At 55.5% G+C, this 22,937-nt stretch carries 22 protein-coding genes; 7 read left to right on the top strand and 15 right to left on the bottom strand.

Features of this window, described 5'->3' with window-relative positions; genetic code table 11:
• Positions 1–123 precede the first annotated feature (123 nt).
• From D6024_RS07260 to D6024_RS07250, 3 genes are all read right to left on the bottom strand, one after another.
• Positions 124–366 carry a hypothetical protein gene (locus D6024_RS07260; protein ID WP_121353917.1) on the bottom strand — a complete coding sequence of 81 codons (243 nt, stop codon included), beginning with the start codon at positions 364–366 and terminating at the stop codon, positions 124–126.
• Between the two features lie 75 nt (positions 367–441).
• A complete protein-coding gene (locus tag D6024_RS07255; protein ID WP_121353916.1) occupies positions 442–741 on the bottom strand; it encodes an RNA recognition motif domain-containing protein in 300 nt (99 codons plus the stop codon).
• A 341-nt stretch (positions 742–1,082) separates the two neighbouring features.
• On the bottom strand, positions 1,083–1,637 hold the full coding sequence (locus tag D6024_RS07250) for a hypothetical protein (RefSeq protein WP_162944609.1): 555 nt from the start codon (positions 1,635–1,637) through the stop codon (positions 1,083–1,085).
• 153 nt (positions 1,638–1,790) lie between these two features.
• Here D6024_RS07250 and D6024_RS07245 point away from each other — a divergent pair, with 153 nt between their 5' ends.
• A complete protein-coding gene (locus tag D6024_RS07245) occupies positions 1,791–1,997 on the top strand; it encodes a YwbE family protein (RefSeq protein ID WP_121353914.1) in 207 nt (68 codons plus the stop codon).
• Positions 1,998–2,190: 193 nt separating this feature from the next.
• On the opposite strand, the gene D6024_RS07240 is transcribed toward D6024_RS07245, so the two are convergent.
• The 3 genes from D6024_RS07240 to D6024_RS07230 form a co-directional block, all read right to left on the bottom strand.
• On the bottom strand, positions 2,191–3,132 hold the full coding sequence (locus D6024_RS07240) for a 3-keto-disaccharide hydrolase (protein ID WP_121353913.1): 942 nt from the start codon (positions 3,130–3,132) through the stop codon (positions 2,191–2,193).
• A gap of 211 nt (positions 3,133–3,343) precedes the next feature.
• On the bottom strand, positions 3,344–5,347 hold the full coding sequence (locus D6024_RS07235) for an ATP-binding protein (protein WP_121353912.1): 2,004 nt from the start codon (positions 5,345–5,347) through the stop codon (positions 3,344–3,346).
• Positions 5,348–5,447: 100 nt separating this feature from the next.
• Positions 5,448–6,950 carry an ATP-binding cassette domain-containing protein gene (locus D6024_RS07230; protein ID WP_121354152.1) on the bottom strand — a complete coding sequence of 501 codons (1,503 nt, stop codon included), beginning with the start codon at positions 6,948–6,950 and terminating at the stop codon, positions 5,448–5,450.
• A gap of 359 nt (positions 6,951–7,309) precedes the next feature.
• Here D6024_RS07230 and D6024_RS07225 point away from each other — a divergent pair, with 359 nt between their 5' ends.
• Together D6024_RS07225 and D6024_RS07220 are read left to right on the top strand one after the other, a co-directional pair.
• Positions 7,310–7,831 (top strand): hypothetical protein, encoded by a 522-nt coding sequence (locus D6024_RS07225; RefSeq protein WP_205573238.1) that lies wholly within the window; start codon positions 7,310–7,312, stop codon positions 7,829–7,831.
• Positions 7,832–8,215: 384 nt separating this feature from the next.
• On the top strand, positions 8,216–8,425 hold the full coding sequence (locus tag D6024_RS07220) for a hypothetical protein (RefSeq protein ID WP_121353911.1): 210 nt from the start codon (positions 8,216–8,218) through the stop codon (positions 8,423–8,425).
• Positions 8,426–8,590: 165 nt separating this feature from the next.
• Here the strand turns inward: D6024_RS07220 and D6024_RS07215 are convergent, their stop codons facing one another.
• Together D6024_RS07215 and D6024_RS07210 are read right to left on the bottom strand one after the other, a co-directional pair.
• Entirely contained in the window at positions 8,591–9,163 is a 573-nt protein-coding gene (locus D6024_RS07215) for a transposase (protein ID WP_121353910.1), read from the bottom strand.
• A 129-nt stretch (positions 9,164–9,292) separates the two neighbouring features.
• On the bottom strand, positions 9,293–9,853 hold the full coding sequence (locus D6024_RS07210) for a nuclear transport factor 2 family protein (RefSeq protein WP_121353909.1): 561 nt from the start codon (positions 9,851–9,853) through the stop codon (positions 9,293–9,295).
• Positions 9,854–10,361: 508 nt separating this feature from the next.
• On the opposite strand from D6024_RS07210, the gene D6024_RS07205 reads away from it, so the two are divergent.
• Both D6024_RS07205 and D6024_RS07200 read left to right on the top strand, forming a co-directional pair.
• Positions 10,362–10,898, top strand: coding sequence for a pyridoxamine 5'-phosphate oxidase family protein (locus tag D6024_RS07205; RefSeq protein WP_121353908.1), 537 nt, complete (start codon positions 10,362–10,364; stop codon positions 10,896–10,898).
• A 72-nt stretch (positions 10,899–10,970) separates the two neighbouring features.
• Positions 10,971–11,660: an NAD-dependent epimerase/dehydratase family protein gene (locus D6024_RS07200; protein ID WP_121353907.1), complete on the top strand. Its 690-nt coding sequence runs from the start codon at positions 10,971–10,973 to the stop codon at positions 11,658–11,660.
• Positions 11,661–11,842: 182 nt separating this feature from the next.
• Here the strand turns inward: D6024_RS07200 and D6024_RS07195 are convergent, their stop codons facing one another.
• From D6024_RS07195 to D6024_RS07165, 6 genes are all read right to left on the bottom strand, one after another.
• Complete coding sequence (locus tag D6024_RS07195) at positions 11,843–12,676, bottom strand: glycoside hydrolase family 16 protein (RefSeq protein ID WP_121353906.1); 834 nt, start codon at positions 12,674–12,676, stop codon at positions 11,843–11,845.
• A gap of 158 nt (positions 12,677–12,834) precedes the next feature.
• Positions 12,835–13,350: a GNAT family N-acetyltransferase gene (locus D6024_RS07190; RefSeq protein WP_121353905.1), complete on the bottom strand. Its 516-nt coding sequence runs from the start codon at positions 13,348–13,350 to the stop codon at positions 12,835–12,837.
• Between the two features lie 64 nt (positions 13,351–13,414).
• Complete coding sequence (locus D6024_RS07185) at positions 13,415–14,464, bottom strand: sialidase family protein (protein ID WP_121354151.1); 1,050 nt, start codon at positions 14,462–14,464, stop codon at positions 13,415–13,417.
• A gap of 326 nt (positions 14,465–14,790) precedes the next feature.
• The gene (locus tag D6024_RS07180) at positions 14,791–15,588 is read right to left on the bottom strand and encodes a lytic transglycosylase domain-containing protein (RefSeq protein ID WP_162944608.1); all 798 of its coding nucleotides are present in this window, start codon (positions 15,586–15,588) and stop codon (positions 14,791–14,793) included.
• Between the two features lie 458 nt (positions 15,589–16,046).
• On the bottom strand, positions 16,047–17,093 hold the full coding sequence (locus tag D6024_RS07175; protein ID WP_121353903.1) for a sensor histidine kinase: 1,047 nt from the start codon (positions 17,091–17,093) through the stop codon (positions 16,047–16,049).
• 404 nt (positions 17,094–17,497) lie between these two features.
• Positions 17,498–17,875 carry a YccF domain-containing protein gene (locus tag D6024_RS07165; RefSeq protein WP_121353901.1) on the bottom strand — a complete coding sequence of 126 codons (378 nt, stop codon included), beginning with the start codon at positions 17,873–17,875 and terminating at the stop codon, positions 17,498–17,500.
• Positions 17,876–18,139: 264 nt separating this feature from the next.
• Here D6024_RS07165 and D6024_RS07160 point away from each other — a divergent pair, with 264 nt between their 5' ends.
• Positions 18,140–19,159, top strand: a complete 1,020-nt coding sequence (locus D6024_RS07160) for a PAS domain-containing sensor histidine kinase (RefSeq protein ID WP_121353900.1) — start codon at positions 18,140–18,142, stop codon at positions 19,157–19,159.
• 66 nt (positions 19,160–19,225) lie between these two features.
• Here the strand turns inward: D6024_RS07160 and D6024_RS07155 are convergent, their stop codons facing one another.
• On the bottom strand, positions 19,226–20,386 hold the full coding sequence (locus tag D6024_RS07155; protein WP_121353899.1) for an exo-beta-N-acetylmuramidase NamZ family protein: 1,161 nt from the start codon (positions 20,384–20,386) through the stop codon (positions 19,226–19,228).
• A 313-nt stretch (positions 20,387–20,699) separates the two neighbouring features.
• On the opposite strand from D6024_RS07155, the gene D6024_RS07150 reads away from it, so the two are divergent.
• Positions 20,700–22,868: a catalase gene (locus tag D6024_RS07150; RefSeq protein WP_121353898.1), complete on the top strand. Its 2,169-nt coding sequence runs from the start codon at positions 20,700–20,702 to the stop codon at positions 22,866–22,868.
• Positions 22,869–22,937 lie beyond the last annotated feature (69 nt).

Below are 22,937 nucleotides of genomic sequence, written 5' to 3'. Positions count from 1 at the left end.
AGTAGACCTTGTGCACCGGCCCTGTGGCGAGACCCCGCACCGCATTCCACGAAAAGAAAAAGCATCACCTCCTACAGGAGGTGATGCTTTTTTAACCGTTGTGCCGTAAGGCAGTGGCGAAACTCAGAGACGCGTTTCAACAATGGCATCAGACAGTTCCGACTCGATGGCATACAGCCACCGGGCAGCACCCGGAAACAGTTTCCAGGCGGTCTGGCCGTTTTCCTGAAGGCTAAACGAAATGGCTTTTTTCGCCTCATCATGCGAGGTGATAAAGAATTTCACACCGTTCATGTTTTGCAACCGGTTAAAGTAAAACATGCGTTTCTCTTTTCCCACCAAAATCTCTTTCCTGAACTGGTCCATGTATTGCTGTTTTATGGATGAACAAAGGGCAAGAAAAAGCCCCGGTTTACCGGGGCTTTCCTGTATTGCTATGGCTTAATACCTGTTTTTGTTGAAGCTGCTGCCGTTGTTGAAGTTGCGGGAAGGCTTGTCTTCCTTTGGCTTGGCTTCCATCACCTTGATGGTCCGGCCGTCAACCGTGGCGTCGTTCAATTCAGAAATGGCTTTTTTAGAAGCGGCATCGTCGGTCATTTCCACAAACCCAAAACCCCTGGAGCGGCCTGTTTCGCGGTCACTGATCACTTTTGCTGATGTCACTTCACCATACGGCGTAAAAAATTCTCTCAAGTCTTCATCCTGTACGTTGAAGCTCAAATTGGAAACATAAATGTTCATGTTCAAAAATAAAATTGGTAAAAAATGGTATCTGAGTACAGCAGGAGTAAGAAACTAACTAAGATGCAGAAGCAGACTAATTAACTGATACTAATTGCGAGGCTCAAATTATCTCAGTGAAGATAGGCTTATTATTGGAAGCGGGAGAAAGTAAAATCATAAAGGATATACAATGTTGGGAAACAGCCGGCTGTTCCCCGCTACCCCTGGTGTTCTCTCTGCATACGTCCGGCGTCTTCACAGATAGCCTTGTGCGTTTCCCGTCCGCCCGGGGTCTTCGCAGCTAGCCTTGTGTGTTAGGCCTTGTGGCGAGGCCCCGGGACACCTAGTTACCCACCTCCCTACCCGCACCAGCTTTTGATACACCGTCGCCCCTGTTCCAAAATAAAATCCTGCACTGCTATGCGGGTACAGCGCAAAGTCTTCCACCAGGTTCCATTTCCCTTCACCGGGTTGTGGTGCATGCAGGCCAGCTTTTGTTCCATAAAGGCTGCACTGCAACACGGCTTGCCATCAAAGCTTTCTTCAAACACCCGGTGGATCTGCCCTTTCCGGGCTTCCCGTTTTTTCACCGCGGCATGCAAGTCCTGCAGCAGCGGTTCCGCCCCTTGCGCCTCCAGCCGCCTGACTATTTCGTAGGATAAAAACCGTTTGGCATTGGCCACCGCAGCATTCGGCGTCTTGAAAACGGCAGGAAGGTGAACCAGTGCGTGGAGGTGATTGGGCATGATGACATAGCCAATGATGCCGGCTCTTTTGCCGGTGAGACAATCAAACCATTTGTACACGGCATTGCAGGCGTTCGCCTGCTGAAACGAAGGCTTCCAGCCATCGCAGGTAAACGTGATAATATAAATCCCTCCACCTTCATTCGTTTGGATAAGACGCACGGCCATGACCTGGAGATAAAAAACCCGGGGGCTCGCCACAAGGCCAGACACCGTTGCCACAGCGAAGACCCCGGGCGGACAGAAGCCCCTTTGTCATGGCCGGGAAATCGCACCCAACCACAGCGAAAAGAGGATAACTTGCGGCCCAAAACAGCGATCATGGACGGAACAGTGAGAGCGAATATCAAACCCGGCATGCTGGTCAATATCATTTTAAAAAAGGACCAGCGAACCGGTGTGCTGACAGAAGGGGTGGTGAAGAATATCCTGACCAGTGCTCCCAAACACCACCGCGGTATTAAAGTACGCCTGGAAGATGGCCAGATCGGAAGAGTACAGGAAATCCTGGAAGAAGATACGGACTAGAACCGGCATACATCGTTAGGGACCACCTAACAAAGCCGTTAGCCGGTTTCGATTGTTGCTGCGGCCGCGGCACATCGTTCGTAAGAACACCAGCACTAGCGGAAAACTCCCCTCTATTTAATCTTTTGGATTTTATGAAAACAACAAAGCCGGTTGTGTAACCGGCTTTGTTGATCATACAATATTGACCCGCTTATTTCGCCGGTGTCAGGATAATGTTCCGGTATTCAACCGGGCCATGGTCGCCCTGCAGGTAGAACGGCCCGGGCTCGCCTTCCTTGCTGTCCAGCGCCCCGCCGGTGATGCCGGGAATTTCACGGTTGCAGATCACCGTTTTGCCGTTGGCCACCAGGGTCACCATCCGGCCCACCAGCGTAATGTCGTACGACTGCCATTCGCCGGGTGCCTTGGCCACCTGTTCGCTGGGTGCGATAAAGCCATACACCGCACCGAGGCCGCCCAGCCAGGGACCGGTGCCCCTGCCGTCCTCGATCTGCACTTCGTGGCGGCCACGCAGGTACACGCCGCTGTTGCTGCCCGCCGGGTAGCGGAACTCGATGTGCAGCTTGAAATCGGTGAACGTGGCATCCGTTGCCAGGTTGGAACCCGATTTCGGGCTGAGCAAAACACCGTCCTTCACCTGCCACTGGTTTTGCTTGCCGAGGGCATGCCAGCCGGCCAGGTCGCGGCCGTTGAAGAGGCGAATGGGTTTGCCCCACACCGGTTGCTTTTCGCGTTTGAGTAGCGGTGCTTTTTCTGCCGTCCAGTTGTATTGTTTTCCATCCGGGAACGTGATGGTACCGGCCAGCCCGTCGCCTTTCGCTTCGCCTTCCACCACCAGGTCGCCGTTGCCGCTTTCCCATTGCGGCGGAATGGCAAAATGAAGCCGGCCGCCGCTGTAGTGGACCTCCGATATAGGCCGGGCACTACCGCCCGTCCCCACGAAATCACCCACCAGGGTGTGGTTGCCCGAATGCCGGACCTCCAGCCAGGAAGGTTTCGGCTGGCCATTGATGGTGATGGTAAGATCCCACCGGCCTTCAATGGAAACGGAGTCGGCGGAGGGTCCCGAAGCGGAGGCCTTTTGGATGCCGGCCAGCAACAGGAGACAAAAAAGAACGGAACATTTATTCATGGTAAGGTGTTTAATACGGGTTCAAATTAGGTTTATCCGGAGAAGCTGCCAACAGGAAAAAGAAAAGCAGCCCCTCCTTTCCGCCGGGGTCTTTCGCGGCCGGCCTTTCCGCAAGCCCTGGCGAGAACGGGTAAGAACCATCATTCCGCTCCCGTTGGCGGGGACGCCAACAGGAGCGCCGGAAAAAACGCCAGCAAAACCGGACCGGCGCTCACGAAAGCGAGGGCTGGCAGGGAAGCACCACGGCCACCTTGCATCCCCGGCCCGGCTGGCTTTCCAGTTGAAAGGTGCCGTTGAGGCTTTCGGCCCGGGTCTGCATGTTGAGCAGGCCAATGCCGGCCTTCCGGCCCTGCACTGCAAAGCCTTTCCCGTTGTCCGTGACCGATAGTTCCAACCTGTCGGCTTTCTGTTCGATGAGCACAAAGACCTCGGAGGCCTCGGCATGCTTGAGGATGTTGTTCAGTTGCTCCTGCAAGATGCGGTACACGCCCAGGTGCAGTTCCTGTTTCAGCACCTGGTTTTCCAGACCCGCGATCTGGTGGGTGATGGTCACCTTGCTGGTGGCGTTGATGGAATCGATCAGGTCTTTGATAGACTCTTCGAGGCTGATGCGGCCCAGCGTGGGTGCCGACAGGCGCCGCGAAAGGCTGCGGATCTCGTTGATGCAGTCCTGCAGGTATTTGACGGTGCGGGGCAGCACCTGCCGGGGCTCGCCCAGTCCTTCGAGCACCATTTCGTTGTGCAGCTTCACGGTGGTGAGCACCTGGTTGATGTTGTCGTGCAGCTCGAGCCCGATCAGGGAGCGTTCGGCCTCCTGTGCCCGGATCACGGCTTCCGTGATCAGCTGGTGGCGCTGCCGTGCTTCCTCTTCCCGTGCGGCCTTTTGTGCGCTGATCTCTTTGTTGAGGGCCTGCAACACCGCCACGGTCTTTTTGCTGCGCCGGTAGTGCTGGTACACCAGGTAAATGAGGGCCACCGTCATGCCGGAAAAAACGATCGTGAACCCCAGCGAGAGAAGGGCCTGCTCCTTGTCTTCCTTGAGCACGGCGATCTGCAGTTGCTGCTCCCTGTCGCGAAGCTGGCGGGCCACGTCGGCTTCGGTCAGTTGCTTTTGCGCCGTCTGGATGGAATCGTTCAGCGAGGAGTACGCTTTCAGGTACGGGATGGCCAGCTCCGGCAGCGCTGTTTGCTCGTAATAGGCGGCCATCAGGCGCTGCCACTCCAGCCGCTGGCCGGCACCGGCCGGCTGCCCGTTGGTCATGATCCCGCCGAGCACCCGGAACATGGCCGAAAAATCCGTTTGCCGGCGATAGATTTCCGCCAGTTGCAGCTTCACTTCCCGGGCATTGTCCACTTCGTAACCTTCGCGGTCGTTGAGGGCAATGGCCTTCAGGCAAAGCTGCTCCGCTTCTTCCAGGCGGTTTTGGGCCAGCCGCACTTTGGCCTTGTTGCCGGCCACCACGCCGTGAATCCTGTCGAGGAAAACGGGACCCAGGGTGTCTTTGTACCGGGCGGCAATGGCCAGCGCTTTGTCAAAATGCACCAGGGCACTGTCGTAGGCCTTCAGCTCCACGAAGCATTCGCCGATGTTGCTCTGGATCTCCTGCTGCTGCAGCACCACGCCAAAGGTTTGGGGCGCACAGCTTTCCTGCTGGGCATAGGCTTCCCTGAAATGGCGGAGCGAGGCCCGGTAGTTTTCCTGCCGGAACAGCACCATGGCAATGTTGTAGTTGAAGGCCGTTTGCTCGCAGGGACTCAGGTGGGCTTCGGCCAGTTTCTTGGCCCTGAAATAATATTCATTGGCCTTGCTGTATTGGGTGAGCCGGTAGGCGATCTGCCCGCCGAAAAGCAGGAGCCCCACGTAGGTGCGGGGATAGCGGTTTTGCAGTTCGGCCGTGTTGTAAAAAGCCAGGGCCGAATCGATGCTGCGGGCCGTGGCTTCGTTGTCGCTTGTAAAAAAATAGTAGTAGTTGGCCTTGAGGTCAAACCGTGCGGCTCTCGGGTAAACGCTGACACGGGGGGAACGCTGCAGGGCCGAATCGAAAAAGGAAAAGGCCTTTACGGTGTCTTTCTCCCTGAATAGAATCCGGTACGTGGAGTCGAGGAGGGACTGTCTCCAAAAAGTCGCTTCCGCCATTTCGGTGGTTTTCGTTTGCCGGCAGGAGACGGCAAGGAGAAGAAGAAGGAAGACAGCGCAGTTAGCAGCTTTGCACATTGGGTTGGTTTTTCAAGGATTTAGGAAGAACAAAGATAACCGGGAAAAGCAGGAATGCAAGCGCCGGTTGCCGGTTGCAGGGCGCCCTTTTTTGGCCCCGCTAGCCCGCTTCGCCCACCTGCCGTCCGTTTGCCAGCCGGAACACCTTGTTCACGCAGCCCGGCAACTCTTCGTTGTAGTGCGATACATAAACCAGCGTGGTGTTGGAGAGAGCACAAATGCCGTCAACCAGTTCCCGGAAGGCGGCCACCTGCTCCCCGCTAAATCCCTGGCAGGGTTCGTCCAGGATCAGCAGCGGCGGCGCTTTTACAAAAGCCCTTGCCAGCAGGCAAAGCCGCTGGTTGACGGCGGAGACCTGGCTCAGGAGCTTGCGGGACAGGTGCGCCACACCCAGCAATTTCATCCACCGCAGGGAGAGGTCTTCCAGCGCCGCGTCGCTGGGCCGGAACAAGCCGATGGTGTCGTAAAAGCCGGATTCCACCGCCATCAGGCAGGAGGTTTCGAGGGGGAAGTACTGGTACAGTTCGGGAGAGAAAAAGCCGATCTTCCGCTTGATGTCCCAGATGCTTTCGCCGCTTCCTTTTTTCCGGTCGAAGAGGATGATGTGGTTGGCAAAGGCCTGCGGGTTGTCGGCATTGACCAGCGAAAGCAGGGTGGATTTGCCGGCGCCGTTGGGACCCAGCAGGGCCCAGCGTTCGCCCTGTTTGATGGTCCAGTTGATGTCGTCCAGGATTCGCTTTTCGTCGTACTGGATTCTCACCGCCTTCATCACCACGATGTCGTTGAACGGGGGCCTGTTACCGGTAGCCAGCAGTGACCGCAGTTCTTCTTCATCAAGGCGGGGCTGCGCTGCTGGTTGTGTTGGTAGCGCAGCCACTTCCTTTTTTACCGTAGTGATGCTGTTGTCTTTTTCAAACCGCGCCACGTGGGTGATGGCCTCGGGTATTTCGCCGGCGCTGGTGGAAAGGATCACCGTGATGCCGGCGGCGGCCACCCCGTTGATGGTCTCCCGCAGTTCCATTCGTGTGCCGGCATCCAGCCCGGCAAAGGGGTTGCTGAAAAGCAGGACCCGGGGGTGACGCAGCAGGGCCGCCGCCACCAGCAGGCGTTTTGTTTCGCCGTGCGAAAGCTTGATCAATTGCCGGTTGAGCAGCGGGGCCAGCTTCATGCGGTCGACCAGGGCCGCAAGATCCAGGGCCGGCAGGTCCCGGGCGGCATGAACCTGTTCGAGGTATTCCTGCACCGTGAGGGCATCTTCCGAGTCGGAAGAATTGAACCGCTGCTGGTAATAAAACTGGCTGGTGTTGGACAGGTTCCGGAAGTGGTGCCGCTCGTCGATTTTGGCAATAAAGCGGTAGGGCGAGAGTAAAGGATCGCCCTGAACGGCGGCGCGGTGTTTTTCAAAAAACGGGAATTCGGCCCGGCCGCCAATCACAGCGATGGTACCGGCCAGCGCCTCCAGCAGCGCCGCTTTCAGCGCCTCGTTCTCGCCAACAAAGGCCCAGTGTTCGCCTTCGTTTACGACAAAGCGGATGGCCGGGAACACATCCCCGCCGGGCACACGGAGGGTGACATCATGAAACGCGATCAGGGATTGACTCACAGACGGGGAATTGAAAACGTTGGAAAAGCCGCAAGGTAGTGCAGGCTGCCGTACGATTGACAACGCCGTGTTTGGCCGAAAGGGCAGGCCCACCGCGAATACCTGTACGAACGAACACGATTGGTATAATTTTTTTCCCGGTGGAGTCTGCGTCGCTACTGTTTCCCCGGGTCTCGCCACAGGTCATCGCACGGTGCCGTCTACAAAGACCCCGGGTGGACGGGAAGCCCCATGTGGACAGAAAAGAAAAAATCCTCGTCCAGGCTATGCGTACCCGCTCCTGTTCTGGCATTGTATTTTGTTGGTTACAGGTGGAACACGTTCGTCAACATGATTTCATCACGCCTAATTTTTTTGCTATGAAAGTATCTGCTGCAGTCGCCGGGGGATTGGCAGGAACCCTCACGGTGGCCTCCCTTCATGAAGCCATGCGTAGAATGACACCCGATGCACCCCGCATGGACCTGCTTGATATGGACCTCATCCGAAAAGGCTTGAAGACCGTTCACAAAAAAGTGCCGGAAAAAGATGAACTCCAGCGCTGGGCGGTCGGCGGCGAACTGGTTGCCGACACCGCGTATTACAGCCTGGCAGGTATGGGTGGGAAAAAGGGTGCCTGGCTCCGTGGCGCCGTGCTGGGACTCGTAGCCGGCATTACGGCTGTTGTGTTGCCGAAGCCGCTCGGCCTCCCGGCCGACCCGAGCAACAAAACGGTGGGTACGCAATTGATGACCGTAGGGTTGTACCTGGCGGGTGGACTGGTGGCAGCGGCCGTTGCGCAACTGGTTGAGCATGCACAAAGCTCCGGCGAAGCGGATGTGGACGTGCCTGCCCGGACCGAGCGGTATGAAGAATACCCTGCCGGCCAATATGTTCTCTGACACCAGGTGCCTGCCTGCAGCGAAGCCCGGTCGTTTCTACTGGTGGACGTCTTACCACCCCAGTGAAATAGCAGGAACCGGGCTTCCCCTGCACGGAACTTTTTTATGCTCCTCCTTTTCTAAAAACCTATCAGCAGGACAAACGTCAACGCTTCCTTTCCACTACCGATATACTCCACCCTCACCAGCTTTCCTGTCCTACCGGGGTCTCGCCGCAAGGCCTGCACGCAAGCTTTCTGGGAAGACCCCGGGTGAACGCAAAACCCCGTGAACCAGACTAAGACCCCGGGTGGACACGCAACCAGACTACCTGGAAATTCCCTTCCACCCTTATCGGCAAAATGGCACCATCTTTTCATCCCTTTTCTTCTAAAACAGAATCATATGCCAAATAGCGCGAACAGAAGCAACGGCGGGAACAACGCCAGTAAAGGCCAGCCAAAACACGACACCACCAGGACCGCTTCGCAAAAGCCCAATACGGAGCGCTCCGACAGGAAGCATGGTGATAGCGACAAAGACCGCAGGGGCGATACCGGCCGCACCTCCAGCCAGGGACGCAAAAGCGCCTCCGGCGGCAGCGCAGAAGACTAACAGCGAGGCGTAGCCAAATAGCCGGTACCTGGCATAAAAAAGCAGGCGTCGTTTCAATGAAACGACGCCTGCTTTTTGTCCGGCCACTGTGGCCATTGATCGTCTTACTCACGCTCTCAACCTGGGATCTCGCCATGAAGTCTGCGAAGACCCCGGGACATGCCACTAACCACCGACACACTCCACCCTCACCAGGTTTTGATAAACGTTCGCCCCTGTGCCATGGTAAAACCCTGCACTGCTGTGCGGGTATAGTGCATAGTCTGCTACCAGGTTCCATTTTCCTTTCACCGGGTTGTGGTGCATGTACGTTAGTTTCTGCGCAATGAATTTCGCACTGTAACACGCCTTGCAATCGAAGCTTTCTTCAAACACCCGGTGGATCTTCCCTTTCCGGGCTTCCCGCATTTTTACAGCGGCATGCAGCTCCTGTAACAGTGGTTCTGCTCCTCCTGCTTCCAGTCGCCTGATGATCTCGTAGGATAAAAAACGTTTGGCATTTGCCACCACGGTATTGGGTGATTTGAGAGTGGGCGGAAGGTGCACCAATAGGTGCAGGTGGTTTGGCATGATGACGTAGCCAATAATGGAAGCATTTTTACCCGAGAGGTAATCAAACCATTTGTATGCGGCATCGTAGGCATTTGTCAGTACGAACAGCGGCTTCCAGCGGTAACAGGTAAAGGTGATAAAGTAAACGTTGCCGCCATCGTTTGATTGCGTAAGTCGTACAGACATAACTTGAAGATAAAGCACCCGGGGTCTCGCCGCAAGGCCTGCACACAAACCTTCTGCGAAGACCCCGGGTGGACACGGAATGCCGGCGTAAAAAACCCCCGCGAAAGGCGAGGGTTTATATCCGTTTGTTTAGCTCTTCGGCGCCTGTGCCGTGTATTGCTTAAAAAATACCACTTTGCCCTCTTTATTGAACATCCACACTTCGTGGAGATCGACTTTTTGCGTTGTGTTGTCGGTCCTGGTATCGGCTTCGGTACCCCAGATGCAAACCACATCATATTTCTGATCCGCACTCTTCAGCGAGGTAACGGCTTCCAGCGAACTACTTACAGCGGTAAACGTGCCGCGGTAAGCCTTCAGCGCCGCGAGAAAATTATCCCGGCCTTTTATCACCGTTCCATCGGGCATGCTTGCCGTTACATCGTCGGCAAACATGGCGTCTGCACCATCCCACTGGTTGGCGTCATAGCCTTTCCAGGCCATCAATACCATTTGCGTGTATTGCGCATTGCCGGGCACCCAGTCGGCCGACATGGCAGCCTTGTATGGAGCGGCAGCCGTTGAACCGGCGCTTTTCTCTTTCATTTTTACCTTACTGTCGGTCACTTTTACTTTAGTTGTTTGCGCACATACCGTTGAGAAGGAGGCGCAGGCGATCAGCAGCAGGAAGCAGCTAGCGATTTGTTTCATGTTTACAATTGCAAATTTTGTTGAACAATAAGCGAGTAAAATACTATTAATAATTAAAAGAATGCTGAAAGAAAAACAGGCATTGTAACCGGGCTGGCTACCCGTAGTTTACTTTTTTTACGCAAATGCTGTTTGGCCTGCACCTGCAATCAGTTTCCGGTCAATAAATTGCGGGCTTACATAAGTACAAAACGTCGGCTATAAATCTTTCTGTGCCTGGGCCCTTCGCTCGCAGCCTATTCGACAAGCTGTTTTAATCTGCCCGGTATTTTCGCGGGCTCCATGCAATAGTCCCCCCGGTTGGCCGCAGCGGCAACAGGAATTAGGACCTCCACTGGATCGTACACAGAGGTTTCCCACATAACCGAAAATGGGGACGAACAAGCTGGTTTCCCACCTCTTTTGTTCAACCCTCCTTCCCCCTTACAAAAGAATCTTGAACAAATGCGGAAGGGCATATTCATTGCTGGTCCAAGAGAAAACAATACAAAAACGAAAGCCCGGATTTATGGACAGCATCAACCAACAACAGCCCGAAGAAAACCGCAAGGACCTGCAGGGCAAGGAAGCCATCGAAAAAATGAAAGCGCTTATCGAAAAGGCAAAAACCTGTTTCTTTTGCACCCGTGCCGCCAGCGGACTCCCGTTCGACGTGCGGCCGATGGCCGTGCAGAAACTCGACGACGAGGGCAACTTCTGGTTTCTTAGTTCCGACGACAGCCACAAAAACGCGGAGCTGGAGCAGGACCCCACGGTGCAATTGCTTTTCCAGGGCTCGGCCCATTCCGATTTCCTGTCGGTGCAGGGCCGTGCCACCATTTCCAAAGACAAGGAAAAGATCAAAGAGCTCTGGGAACCCATCATCAAAACCTGGTTTACCGGCGGCGTGGACGATCCCCGCATCACCGTGATCAGGGTGAGGCCGGAGAGCGGCTACTACTGGGACAACAAACACGGAAACGCCGTGGCCGGCGTCAAAATGCTGATCGGCGCGGCCATCGGTCAAACGCTGGATGATTCCATCGAAGGAAGGCTACAGCCCTGAGCGGCTTCGCAACAGGAAGCAGGGAAGTAACGGCGCCTGCACGATATTGCTTTTCCTGTGCGATCTTTAAGTATGGTCGTACAGGAAAATTTTTCTTCAACAGGACAAAGACCGATCCGGGTCATTCTCACCGGCGCCACGGGCATGGTGGGCGAAGGTGTGCTGCTGGAATGCCTGCAAAACGAAGCCGTTGCCGACGTGCTGCTGGTCAGCCGCCGGCATTACGAGCACCATCACCCGAAACTGAACGAACTGCTGGTTCCCGACTTCCTGAAGATTGATGAACACCGCGACCGGTTGCAGGGCTATGACGCCTGCTTTTTCTGTGCCGGCGTGAGCTCCGTGGGCATGAACGAGGCGGACTACACCCGTGCCACCTACGACACGACGCTGCAGTTTGCCAAAACGCTCTCCGCTGTCAATCCGTCCATGGTGTTTGATTATGTAACCGGGGCGCATACCGACAGCAGCGAAAAAGGAAAACTGATGTGGGCCCGCGTAAAAGGGAAGACTGAAAACGACCTGCAAACACTCCCCTTCCGCGGCCAATACAATTTCCGGCCGGGTTTTATGAAACCGGTGAAAGGGCAAAAGAATGTCAAGTGGTTTTTCAAGCCGGTGATCTGGCTGTTCCCGCACGTCTTTCCCTCGCAGACGCTGTCGCTTCATGAAGTGGGAAAGGCCATGATCAACACCGTTACAAAAGGGTATTCCAAACCGGTGCTGGAGATTGCGGACATACGGGCACTGGCAAAGGCCTAAACGATCATGCTGCAGGACTCTTTTGCTTTCAAAAATCCGGTCAGGGAAATAGCAGCACGACGGCTCGTGCTGAATCAACATTTCTTCTTCGTGGACAGGGCGCACAGGTTTTGAAAAACTATGCGGTCTTCAGGGACCCAAAAAAAGCAGCCGAAGCTGCTTTTGTCCTGCCTGGGATTTCTTTATTGATACACCCGCACATAGTCGATATACATGCTTGCCGGCAGCTTGCTGTCGTCGATGGTCTGGCCGGGCCAGTTGCCACCTACGGCCATGTTGAGCAGGATGAAAAAAGGCTTTTGAAATTCCTCGGTGCCGTTGATTCCGTTGGTGATGTCGGCCGTGAGATACTGCACGTTGTCCACGTACCAGCGCATGGAGGTTGCATCCCACTCTACCGCGTACACGTGGTAATCGGCTGGCGTGGTAGTGGTGTTACCGCCGTAGCTGGCGTGACCGTTATTGTCCCAGTGAATGGTGCCGTAAATGGTGTTCTCGGTGTTGATATGCTCCATGATGTCCGTTTCGCCGCAACCGGGCCAGCTCACGGTGTTGATGTTGGCGCCGAGCATCCAGAAGGCAGGCCAGAGCCCCTGTCCCAGCGGCAGTTTGATGCGGGCCTCGATGCGGCCATAGGTGAACTCGCGTTTACCTTGCGTTTTCAGCCGCGCCGAGGTATAGTTGTTGGCCTTGACGCGTTGCTTTTTGGCGGTGATCACAAGGTTGCCGTTGGACACGGTGGCATTGGCGGCCTGGTAGTATTCTTTCTCGTTGTTGCCCCAGCCGCCACCGCCGGTCTCGAAGCTCCAGTTGGCGGTGTTGACGGAGGTGCCGTCAAATTCATCGGACCATACCAGGTTGGTAAATGCCGTGGTGGTTGCCGTGGCCGTGGCTGCGGTTTGAACGGCGGTGTTGGAAGCCGTGCCGGCGGCTTCGGGCTGGCGAACGGCTTTCTGGCATGCGCCGAATCCTGCCAACAGCGGCAGCAGCAGAAACAGGGAATTTGTTCTTTTCATTTTGCAAGGTTTCGTTTAGAAAATAAGAACAGTAAGATAGCTTGTTTTCGAAAAAAAGGGAGAGGGAAACCACGCAACAAAGCGGCTGCGGCCAATTCATTTAGTTGCAGCACCGCTCCTACCCGCCAGGCGTATCACGGGTAACAGCCAACGTTGTTTCAATACCGGCGCAGCATCACCCAGATCGGGTTGGAACGGGTGTCTGTGAGCACAAAGCGGCTTTCACCCACGGTTTCGAATCCCTGTTTTTGGTAAAAGCGGATGGCCCGCTCGTTTTTCTGCCACACGTCGAGCCACATGCCTTTATCGCCGTATGCTGTGGAGAGATCAATCGCCTGCTGCAGCAAGCCGTGCCCCAGTTTCAGATCGTAAAACTCTTTGAGGAGGTAAAGGCGTTCGAGTTTCGTTACCGGCTGCAGGGAAACCGCCGGGTGCGGCGTATCAAAAATGATCTTGAAATAACCGGCTGGCCTGTGATTGTAAAAAACGGCGGAAAAGATATTTTTTTCATCGCTCAATTCGGCCCGGCAGGCCTCTTCGCTGAAGCTCCTGTCCACGTAGGCCTGCATAACTTCAGTCGGTGCACTGTGCCCATGGGATTCCATTAAACTGATGCCACCGATTTTGGACAGCAGGGCGGCATCGGCAGGCGTGAGGCGGGTATACGAAACCATCGGGCAAAACTAAGGCATCACGGCTTTTTGCAGTGAAGGCCAGTGGGACAGGCCGGCAGAATCCCTATTGACCCGTTGGCCGTTTCCTGTCTTCCTCCAGGATCACGTGCCGGATGTTTTTCCGGTCGTTGGTGTAGGTGATGTGCACCCTCCCGTCTTTTGCCTGGATGATGGCCGGGTAGCTGTATTCTTCGCTGCTGCCGTTTTCGAGAACAACCACGTCTTTCCATTTGATGCCGTCCACCGAAACCGCCACATTCAGTTTACCGCGGTTGTTCCACCAATCCTTTCCCCTCACCGTCGGGTTATAGACGATCATCTGCAGCTTGTTTTTGAGCGTCACCGCATCGATGCCGGAATTGGGATTGGGCAGGTCGAGCTTTGCAAATTTTGTCCACGTCTTCCCGTTGTCCGACGACCAGGCGGTTACGACCCGGTCCTGGTCGCTGCGGCAGACGATCTGCACGCTTTTATCCGCGTGCAGCAGGATGCCTGGCTGGATGACCCGGAAGGCACTGGCAGTGTCAACAGGTACCCGGCTCCAGGTTTTTCCGCCGTTGGCCGACCGTTCCATGTAAACCTTCCAGGCGGCCTCGGTTTCCACGCTGGAGGGGCTTAGGATCGTTCCGTCGGCCAATTGCACCGGCTTGTTTTTGATCGGTCCCAAAATGCCCCTTGGAAGTTTCCGTGGCCGGCTCCAGGTTTTTCCCCCGTTGGTGGAAGTGCGTACCATGCCCCACCATTCCCGCGGACTGGGACCAACCTTGTAAAAAAGGAAAAGCGTTCCTTCTTTCGCCTGGAAGAGCACCGGGTTCCAGCAGGGGTAACGCAGCGTATCGTTGATGATACCGGTGGCCACAACAAAGGGTCTGGTCCACCTTCCCTCCCTTTTTGCGGCAAGCCAGATGGACACGTCTTTTGCCGCTTCCCTCGTGCCGGCAAAAAAGGAAACGAGAAGGTCTCCCGAAGGCAGTTCAACCAGGGTCGATGCATGGCAGGCCTGGAAGGGTGGCCGGGCAACAACCAACTCGCTGTGCACAATTTTCCAGGACGACTGGCCCCTTGCGAAAAAAACCGCGGAACAAAGGAACAAAAGGGTGAAGAGGTGTTTCATCAAAATGGGAGGCTTTGCGTAGACTGAGAATGGCCAAAGATATTTTTTCCGGGCTTCTTTTGTGTGGATGATAAAATGCAGCAGGCCGCGACTTCTGCAAACCGGGGACGGGTTGAACAATCTTCTGTAATGATTGATCCATCACCGTATTCAACTTCTTCCACTCCCGCTGCCTGGCCGCAAACGGGAGCACCGACTTTTCCCAGACTCGGTCTGCACAACAGCGGGAGAATCACCAGCACAAAAAAGTGAAGCACAAAGGCTCCACTCGTGTTATTGAGGCGTAGAGGTTGACACGGTTTCAGAAACCCGGCACCGACCTGCTCTTACCGTGCGGCAAGATCGGCACAAAGTTTTTCCTCCCAGGCCCTGGCTTCAGCCGCCGTTTGCGTGGCTACGCTGCCTTCGCCTTCGAAGAAAAAATGTACCCCGATAAACCGCTTTACGTGGCCGCGGCTTTCGGCAGGCAGAAAGCGCTGAATGGCCCAGAAGTTCTTGCTGCCGGCTTTTTTCATGGCGGAATACACGGCGCCGGGGCCGCTGTTGTAGGCCGCCAGTACCAGCAACCAGTCGCCAAAGCCGGCATAGAGGTTCCGCAGGTATTTGGCCGCCGCTACGGTACTCCGGTAGGTGTGCAGGCGTTCATCGGCCTTCCCGCTGATCTTCAGGCCAAGCTCCCGCGCCGTCACGGGCATTAACTGCCACAGGCCCCGTGCACCGGCAGCGGACTGACTGTTCGGTTGCAGACCCGATTCCACGATAGCCAGGTATTTCAGTTGCTGCGGCAGGCCGTATTGCGTAAAAACGGTTTCGATGGTGCGGAACCACGGCCGGCTCCTGCCTTTCATCTTTTGCAAAAACTCCTCTTCTTTTTTGAGGTAGGTTTTTACGAAACCGCTGACATGTTTGTTGAGGGCAATGCGTGCAGCCACGGGTTTGGCGGCGAAAGAGTCCGGTTCACCGGCTTTTGCCGTGTCGTGCAACGAAGGGGTGTAAAGGCTGTTGAAAGATGTTAACTGAATGGTTTCTGCATACCCAACGTTAAGGCTTAACGCTGCTGCGGGAACCAGGAGCCAAAAGCAATGGCCCATGCGAAGTTTTCCGATCAGTTTTCTACTCAACATTGTTTTTTGTTTTAGGTGAACAATGCCGGCCCTTGGTTTGGATTCGGGTTTGTCAACGGATCTGGGAAGCTTTTTCAGAGGAATTGGCAAGGGTCGCAACGCTTTATTTCCGAGGGACGGGCTAAAGGCTTTTCACGTAACGGAAATCGTTTTCAGCGTACGAACGGGGACAAACATAGGCAGCAAAACCCGCAACTCATAGCCCAGGGCACCTGACAAGCTGGCGGAAGGGAGCTAAGCAATTGAAAGCCAGGAGGGTGAGAAAAAAGATTGCGTAGTTTCCGCTGTGCGTGTTTTCCCTCTCTCCGGTCGCGTAAAAACACGATAGAGCGGTTTTCGGCTGCCCGGGTCTCTTCAAAAAAACCGTTGCACCAGACCTGCAGCGAAGCCCGGGCTGAAAGCCGGGCAAAACACCGGAAGTGCTTCCGTCACCGGGTGCCAAATTGGGGAGTAGAACACTACAGGCTTGTTTGTTCTTTCTGCAGAACGGCCGTTGCCGGCAGCGGGATCACGGGCAGGCACACCCTGAATTCATCGGCTGTTTTTTCTATCGCGATCGTTTGCTGAAACACCAGCCGGTACCGCTGGTCCAGGTTGGCCAGCCCGATCTTCGTGGACGGCAGCCCCGATTCCTTCGGCCGCCGGTTGTTCGTTACGCAAGCCGTTTCCGGATCGATGGCGATGCTAATGAACAGGGGATGCGCTGCTGAAAACGCGTTGTGCTTGATGGCGTTCTCGATAAGCAGTTGCAGGGAGCAGGGCACCACGTAACCTGCGGCCTCCTGCCGGCCCCTCACCTGCACCTGCAGGTTCTCCTCGTAGCGGATGCGGAGCAGGTACAGGTAATCGTCGATAAAGGCCAGTTCCCTTTCGAGCGGCACAAGGTCAGTGGTTTTGTTGCGTAAAAAATACCGGAACACCTGCGCCAGCTTGTGGTCGAACTGCACGGCCCTTTCCGGGTCGTTGCGGATGAGGTAAGACATCGAGGTCAGCGAATTGAACACAAAGTGCGGGTCCAGTTCGTTGCGCAGCGCCTGCAGTTCGGCCAACGCTTTTTCCTTGTCCAGTTGATCGACCCGGTTCCGGTCGATTTCCCGTTCCTTGCTTAAGTAAAGCACTTCGTAGAGCAGGGTAAAGATCACCACGGCAAAGGTGGAAAAGGCGACAAACCGCAGCAAGGTAGCAGCCCCGAATGTTTCCCGGGAGAGCCGCGTCCAGACCAGGAAAAGCAAGCCGGCAATGGAAGCGCCGTACAAGCCGGAGAGCAGGCAGATGGACAGGATTTTTGGATAGGGATCGCCTTTTACAGGATACAGGCGGCGCAGCCTGCCATGGATCCAGTGGCAGCCCTGCCAGATGCAAAAGGAAACAAAGACAAAATAAAGTTGCGCCACCAGCAACGCCGGCCCAGCATAATGGACATAGGTAATGGCACCCGAAAAAAAAGGAATCAGGACACCCAGCAGGGGAATAAACAGGAGGCGCATCCATTGATCACGTACCATAAAGCACCATTGCGACGGAAAGCACAGGCATTTTGAAAAAAGGGACAATCACGTGGACCACCAAAGCCTGCCGGGTCCTCTCCGCCTTTTTTAGTAAAACAGTTGCGGAAGAACGTTCGCTGCACCTGAAATCTCTCTGCGACCGGTTGCACTGGCCAAGCTGTCCGCTCGCCCTTGTCATTCGGGATGTCACCGGGACACGCCTTCCGTTGTGTCTCAACCCCATTAGCAATGGAACCATCGTTATCCGTACCAGCAGCAGGGTCCGCTGTCCATCAACGATACAGGGGTTCTTACAACAAAATAGCTTTAGCAGGACCGAAGCCTTTTTGATGCGTATCGAAAGCATGCCGGAAGGGTAAAGCCCGCAAATGAAACCGGCAGGCTCTTTCCTGCCAAAAGGCTTATGGCTTGTCGACAATTGTTTTTCCAAACGGCATGAGGGAAATTTCCACCAGTTTGAAATGCTGGCGGGCAAAGGGAATCCCGATGATGGTCAGGAACAGGAAAAGCCCAAACACGATGTGACCGATAGCGATCCAGATCCCGCCGCACAGGATCCAAAGAATGTTGAGGAAGACGGCGAGGCAGCCGCCACTTGCACCGGTGCTGACCGCCATCCGCCCAAACGGCCAGAGGATAAAACCGGCGAGCTTGAAGCACTGCAGGCCAAAGGGAATCCCGATAATCGTGCAGCAAAGCACAAAGCCGCCAATGATGTAGCCAAGGGCCGTTACCAGTCCGCCAAATACAAGCCAAACCAAGTTTCCGATCGTGTTCATCGCTCTGCTGTGTACGTTCACTGTTTTTCGCTGATTTGCACGGCTGTGAACGCAGGCGAATGTAAGAATTAAAATTCCGGCCTGGCGGTCTTGTTCAGCCCGTCGCCATTTAACCGTCCGCGAAGATTCCAGCTGACAAATGCTACGAGGAAAGTTGCTTCCTGCTTTTTTTCTGTATAACAGGCTTGTGTGTTCGTTTAAGCCCGCAACGTTTTGACTGCGTTCTTTGTTCCGTATCTTAGGGTTTTAAAATAATCCATATCCATGGAAGACCTGTTCACGTTGTTTGAGATGACTCCCGACCTTGTCTGCATTGTCAGCAAGGAAGGCTATTTCAAAAAGATCAATCCCGCGGTTAGCCGAAAACTTCACTACACCGAAGCCGAACTGATGGCACGGCCCGTTTCCGACTTTATTCATCCCGACGACAAGGCGTTGACGGCCAAAGCCAGGGCCGGCCTGCTTGAAAGCCAGCCGCTGCTCAATTTTCAGAACCGCTATCTTACCCGCAACGGCAATACGGTGTGGCTGGAATGGACATCAATCTACCTGCCCGATGCCGAAACCGTTTTTGCCATCGCCAAGGATATCACACCACGCAAGCTTTCCGAGCTGGAACTTTCCGAAAACGTCCGCAACCTGCGGCAGCTGACCACGCAGATCAAGCACCAGAGCGAAAAAGAACGCCAGCAACTGGCCGGCGAACTGCACGAAGACCTGGGCCAGTTGGCCACCTCCATCAAAATGAAGATCGAATGGCTTAGCGAGCAGCAGCACGGGTTGTCGCCCCAACTGGAACGGCTGCTGGACCAAACGCTGGCATCGGCTAACCTGCTGGTCAACAAGATTCGCAAGGTTTCGTATGCCCTCAGCCCGGCTAATATCTCTTTGCTGGGATTGAACGCATCGCTCCAGTTGCTCTGTGCCGACTATGCCACCCATACCGGTATTGCCTGCAGATACAAAAGCCGCTTTCGCGAGGAAAACTTTTCAGATGAAGTGAAGGTGGACCTTTACCGGGTGTGCCAGGAAGCGTTGCAAAATGCCTGGCAGCAGGCGGCGGCCAGCGAGGTCACTGTTTTCCTGCGGCAAACCAGCCGCGGGCTTTCCCTGACAGTTACCGACAATGGCACCGGGCTGAATGCTACCGCGAAAAAATCCTCGTGTATTGATGTAATGAAGGCGCGGGCACTTTCCATCAACGGTAAGCTCACGATTAAAACCGGAGCGGATGGCACCACCATTGGTCTCTTGCTGGCACACCATTGCGCTGTAGCAGGCTAAGCATTTAGAGTCGGACCCAAATGAAAGCTGCTCCGTTTTGTCGGCCCGTGCCTGAAACCTTCCACTTTAACGCTGCTCTCCATATAACAGGTAAGGCCCGATTTCCTGCTGCCATTCCCCGGCAACATCCGTCGGGATCACCTCTTCTCTTTGAATTCGTGCAAACGCACCCGGTATTCCCAGCAGTTGACCGAGGTGTCCTTCACCCGAAGGGTTGGCCCGTGTGGGATAGGCCCGCGGCTGCAGGTGATCCGGGTACAATTGTGCCAGCACCTGCAAAAGCGCAATGCCCGTGGCCACCGGCCGAAAGAGGGCGGGGTCTTTTACTTCCAGCTGCACACCGTGGCAATGTTCTCCCTTGTAGGGTCCGTCGGCGGCGATGAAGCTCATTTCCTTGCAAGCGACCGAGGCGGGTAGCCTTTCGGCCAGGCTTTTCTGCAGGTGACCGGCCCCGATCCACGGGGCGCCGCAAACGCGAAAAGGCGCCACCGTGCCGCGGCCCTCGTTTACGTTTACCCCTTCCAGCAAGCCGGTGCCGGGATAGAGCAAAGCCGAGTGCACAGAGCCTATGGCTGGCGAGGTCGGAACAAAACTTTTTTCATCGGCAATTTGCCGGTGCCAGTTGCCGGCAGGGGCCACGTCCAGTTCCAGCGAAGGAAGGCGGGTAGCGGCAAAGAAGCGGGCCAGTTCGCCCAGGGTACAGGCGTGGCGCAGGGGCATGCGCCAGCGGCCGACAAAGGAACTGCAATGCGCTTCGTCCAGCAGGGGGCCTTCGGCCAGGGCCAGGTTGCCACCGGTCGGGTTGGGCCTGTCGGCAAGGAGCAAGGGCCTGCCAAACCGGGCGCAGGACTCCATCACGTAGGTGAGGGTCCAGAGGTAGGTATAGAAGCGGCAGCCGATATCGGGAATGTCGAAGACCACGGCGTCCACGTCGCGGAGGTCTTCTTCGGTTGGTGCGAGCCGTTCGCCGTACAAACTCACCACGGGCAGGCCGGTCAGGCGGTCGGTTCCGTGCGGCTGAAAGGCGCCATCTGTCCCCTGCGCCGTGAGCCCATGTTCGGGAGAAAAAAGCTTTACCAGGCAGAAACCGTTTTGCAACAGGGCTTTCCGGGTTGGCACCCCCTCTCCGGTCAAGGCGGCATTATTGGTAACAAGTGCAATCCGCAATGGCCTGTAAGCCGGTTGTTTCAGGAAATGATCGATACCCGGCAGGGCGTTGGGTGGCATGCAAAAAGGTTTGCTGCAAAATAAAGCCAAAGGCCGCCAGGGAATGTGCAATTAGAGGGGAGAAAAAAAGATCACAAGTGGCGATTGGCGGGCTCAGAATAAGTGCAGCGGAACCTCCTGCCCGGAACAGCGAACCGCAAGATGATTCGTTTCTTTTTTGCCGGAAGTACAGAGATGGAGATCTCCAGCGGCACGACCCAAATCTGAGAAACTCCCGCCGCATAACATTTCCCTTCCCGGTCCTTTGCCGCAGAATCTGTGCCCCTTTGCAGGGGCATAATTTTTACGCAATCCTTTCCCTAAACCTTTTTTTATGGCAGCCAGAAAAGCCACGGGCAAAACCAACAAGGTCAGCAAAAAAGTTCAGGACCTTGCGACCAATACCGAATCCGCCGACGGACAGTTTATCACCACCAACCAGGGCGTTCGCTACAGCGACGACCACAACTCTCTCAAGGCCGGTGACCGCGGACCCAGCCTGCTCGAAGATTTCATCTTCCGCGAAAAAATGACCCACTTCGACCACGAACGCATTCCCGAACGCATTGTGCATGCCCGCGGCGTGGCGGCCCATGGCGTGTTCAAACTGTACAAGGACATGAGCCGCTTTACCAAAGCCGGCTTTCTCACCGATACCGGCCGCGAAACGCCGGTGTTTGTACGGTTCTCTACGGTTGCGGGCTCCCGTGGGTCCACCGACCTGGCCCGCGACGTCCGCGGCTTTGCGGTAAAGTTTTATACCGAAGAAGGCAACTTCGACCTGGTGGGCAATAACATGCCGGTGTTTTTTATCCAGGATGCACAAAAGTTCCCTGATTTCGTTCACGCCGTCAAGCCCGAACCGCACAACGAAATTCCGCAGGCAGCTTCAGCACACGATACGTTTTGGGATTTTGTTTCGCTCAACACCGAAAGCACGCACATGGTGCTGTGGGCCATGAGCGACCGGGCCATCCCCCGCAGCCTCCGCATGATGGAAGGCTTTGGCGTGCACACCTTCCGCCTGATTAATGCAAAGGGTGAAGCGTTCTTTGTAAAATGGCACTGGAAGCCCCTCCTGGGCATGCACCAGGTAGCCTGGGACGAAGCCACGATCATCTCGGGCAAGGATCCCGATTTTCACCGCCGCGATCTGTTCGAGGCCATTGAGATGGGAAACTTCCCCGAATGGGAACTGGGTTTGCAGATCGTTCCCGAAGCAGACGAACACAAATTCCCCTTCGACCTGCTGGACCCCACCAAGATCATTCCCGAAGAACTGGTGCCCGTGCAGCGCATCGGCAGGATGACGCTCAACCGCAACCCCGATAATTTCTTTGCCGAAACCGAGCAGGTGGCCTTTCACGTGGCGCACATCGTGCCAGGCATCGACTTTACCAACGACCCGCTGATGCAGGGACGGCTGTTTTCCTACACCGACACGCAGTTATCGCGACTGGGCGGACCCAACTTCCACGAAATTCCCATCAACCGGCCCATTGCGCCGGTGCACAACAACCAGCGCGACGGCATTCACCGCATGACCATCAACCAGGGCAAGAGCAGTTATACACCCAACACCGTGGGCGGCGGCTGCCCATTCCTGGCCGGCAAAATGGATGGCGGCTTTGCCTCCTACACCGAACGGATCGATGCGCACAAAGTGCGGGCCCGCAGCAAAAGTTTCTTTGATCATTTCAGCCAGGCGGCCCTGTTTTACAATAGCCAGTCGGAGCCCGAGAAGCTGCACATCATCAATGCCATTCGCTTTGAACTGGGCAAGGTGGAAACAAAAGAAATCCGCGAACGTATGCTTGGTGTGCTGAACCAGGTGGACAAGGATTTGGCGGCACAAGTGGCCTATGGTTTGGGAATGAAGGTACCCCCGCAGCCGAAGCAACTGAATTTTAGTGTACCCGCCGACGTGGATCCCAAAACCTACCAGCCGCTGAAGCAAAAACAGGGACCCGAACGCTCCGGCGCACTGAGCATGATTGCCAACAGTCCAACCGGTGATATCCGCACTCGCAAGGTGGCGGTGCTGGTGGCCGATGGTGTTCGCGAAGGCGACATCAATGCGGTAAAAAAAGCCCTGGCCGCCGCCGGTGCGATGGCGGAAGTAATTGCCCCGAGAGGTGTTATTAAAACAGCGGAAGGGGGCATGATGGAACCTGATAAAACCCTGCGCACCGTGGCCTCAGTGCTCTACGATGCGGTGTATGTACCGGGTGGCGCGAACAGTGCTGCGACGCTGGAAGCAGAAGACGATGCCGTTGAGTTTTTAAACCAGGCTTACAAACACTGCAAGCCGCTTGCGCTCAGCAGTGAAGCCGATGTGTTGCTGCAGGCAACCCGCTTCGCCAAAGACCTTACCGGCACCGAAGCTGATGTCGAAAACGGCGTGGTTGTTCACAGCAATGCCGGCAAACTGGCGAAGCAATTCGTAACGGCCATGGGCCAGTACCGTTTCTGGCAACGGGAACTGGCAAAGGCAACGGCCTAGGAATAGGGAGAGCCCACATGCAAAAAGCACAGCGATTGCTGTGCTTTTTGCATCCGCCAACAGCGAAGA

The organism is Flavisolibacter nicotianae, assembly GCF_003628535.1.
In the GTDB taxonomy this organism is placed as follows: Bacteria; Bacteroidota; Bacteroidia; order Chitinophagales; family Chitinophagaceae; genus Flavisolibacter; species Flavisolibacter nicotianae.
This window is presented reverse-complemented; position numbering and strand designations above follow the sequence as displayed.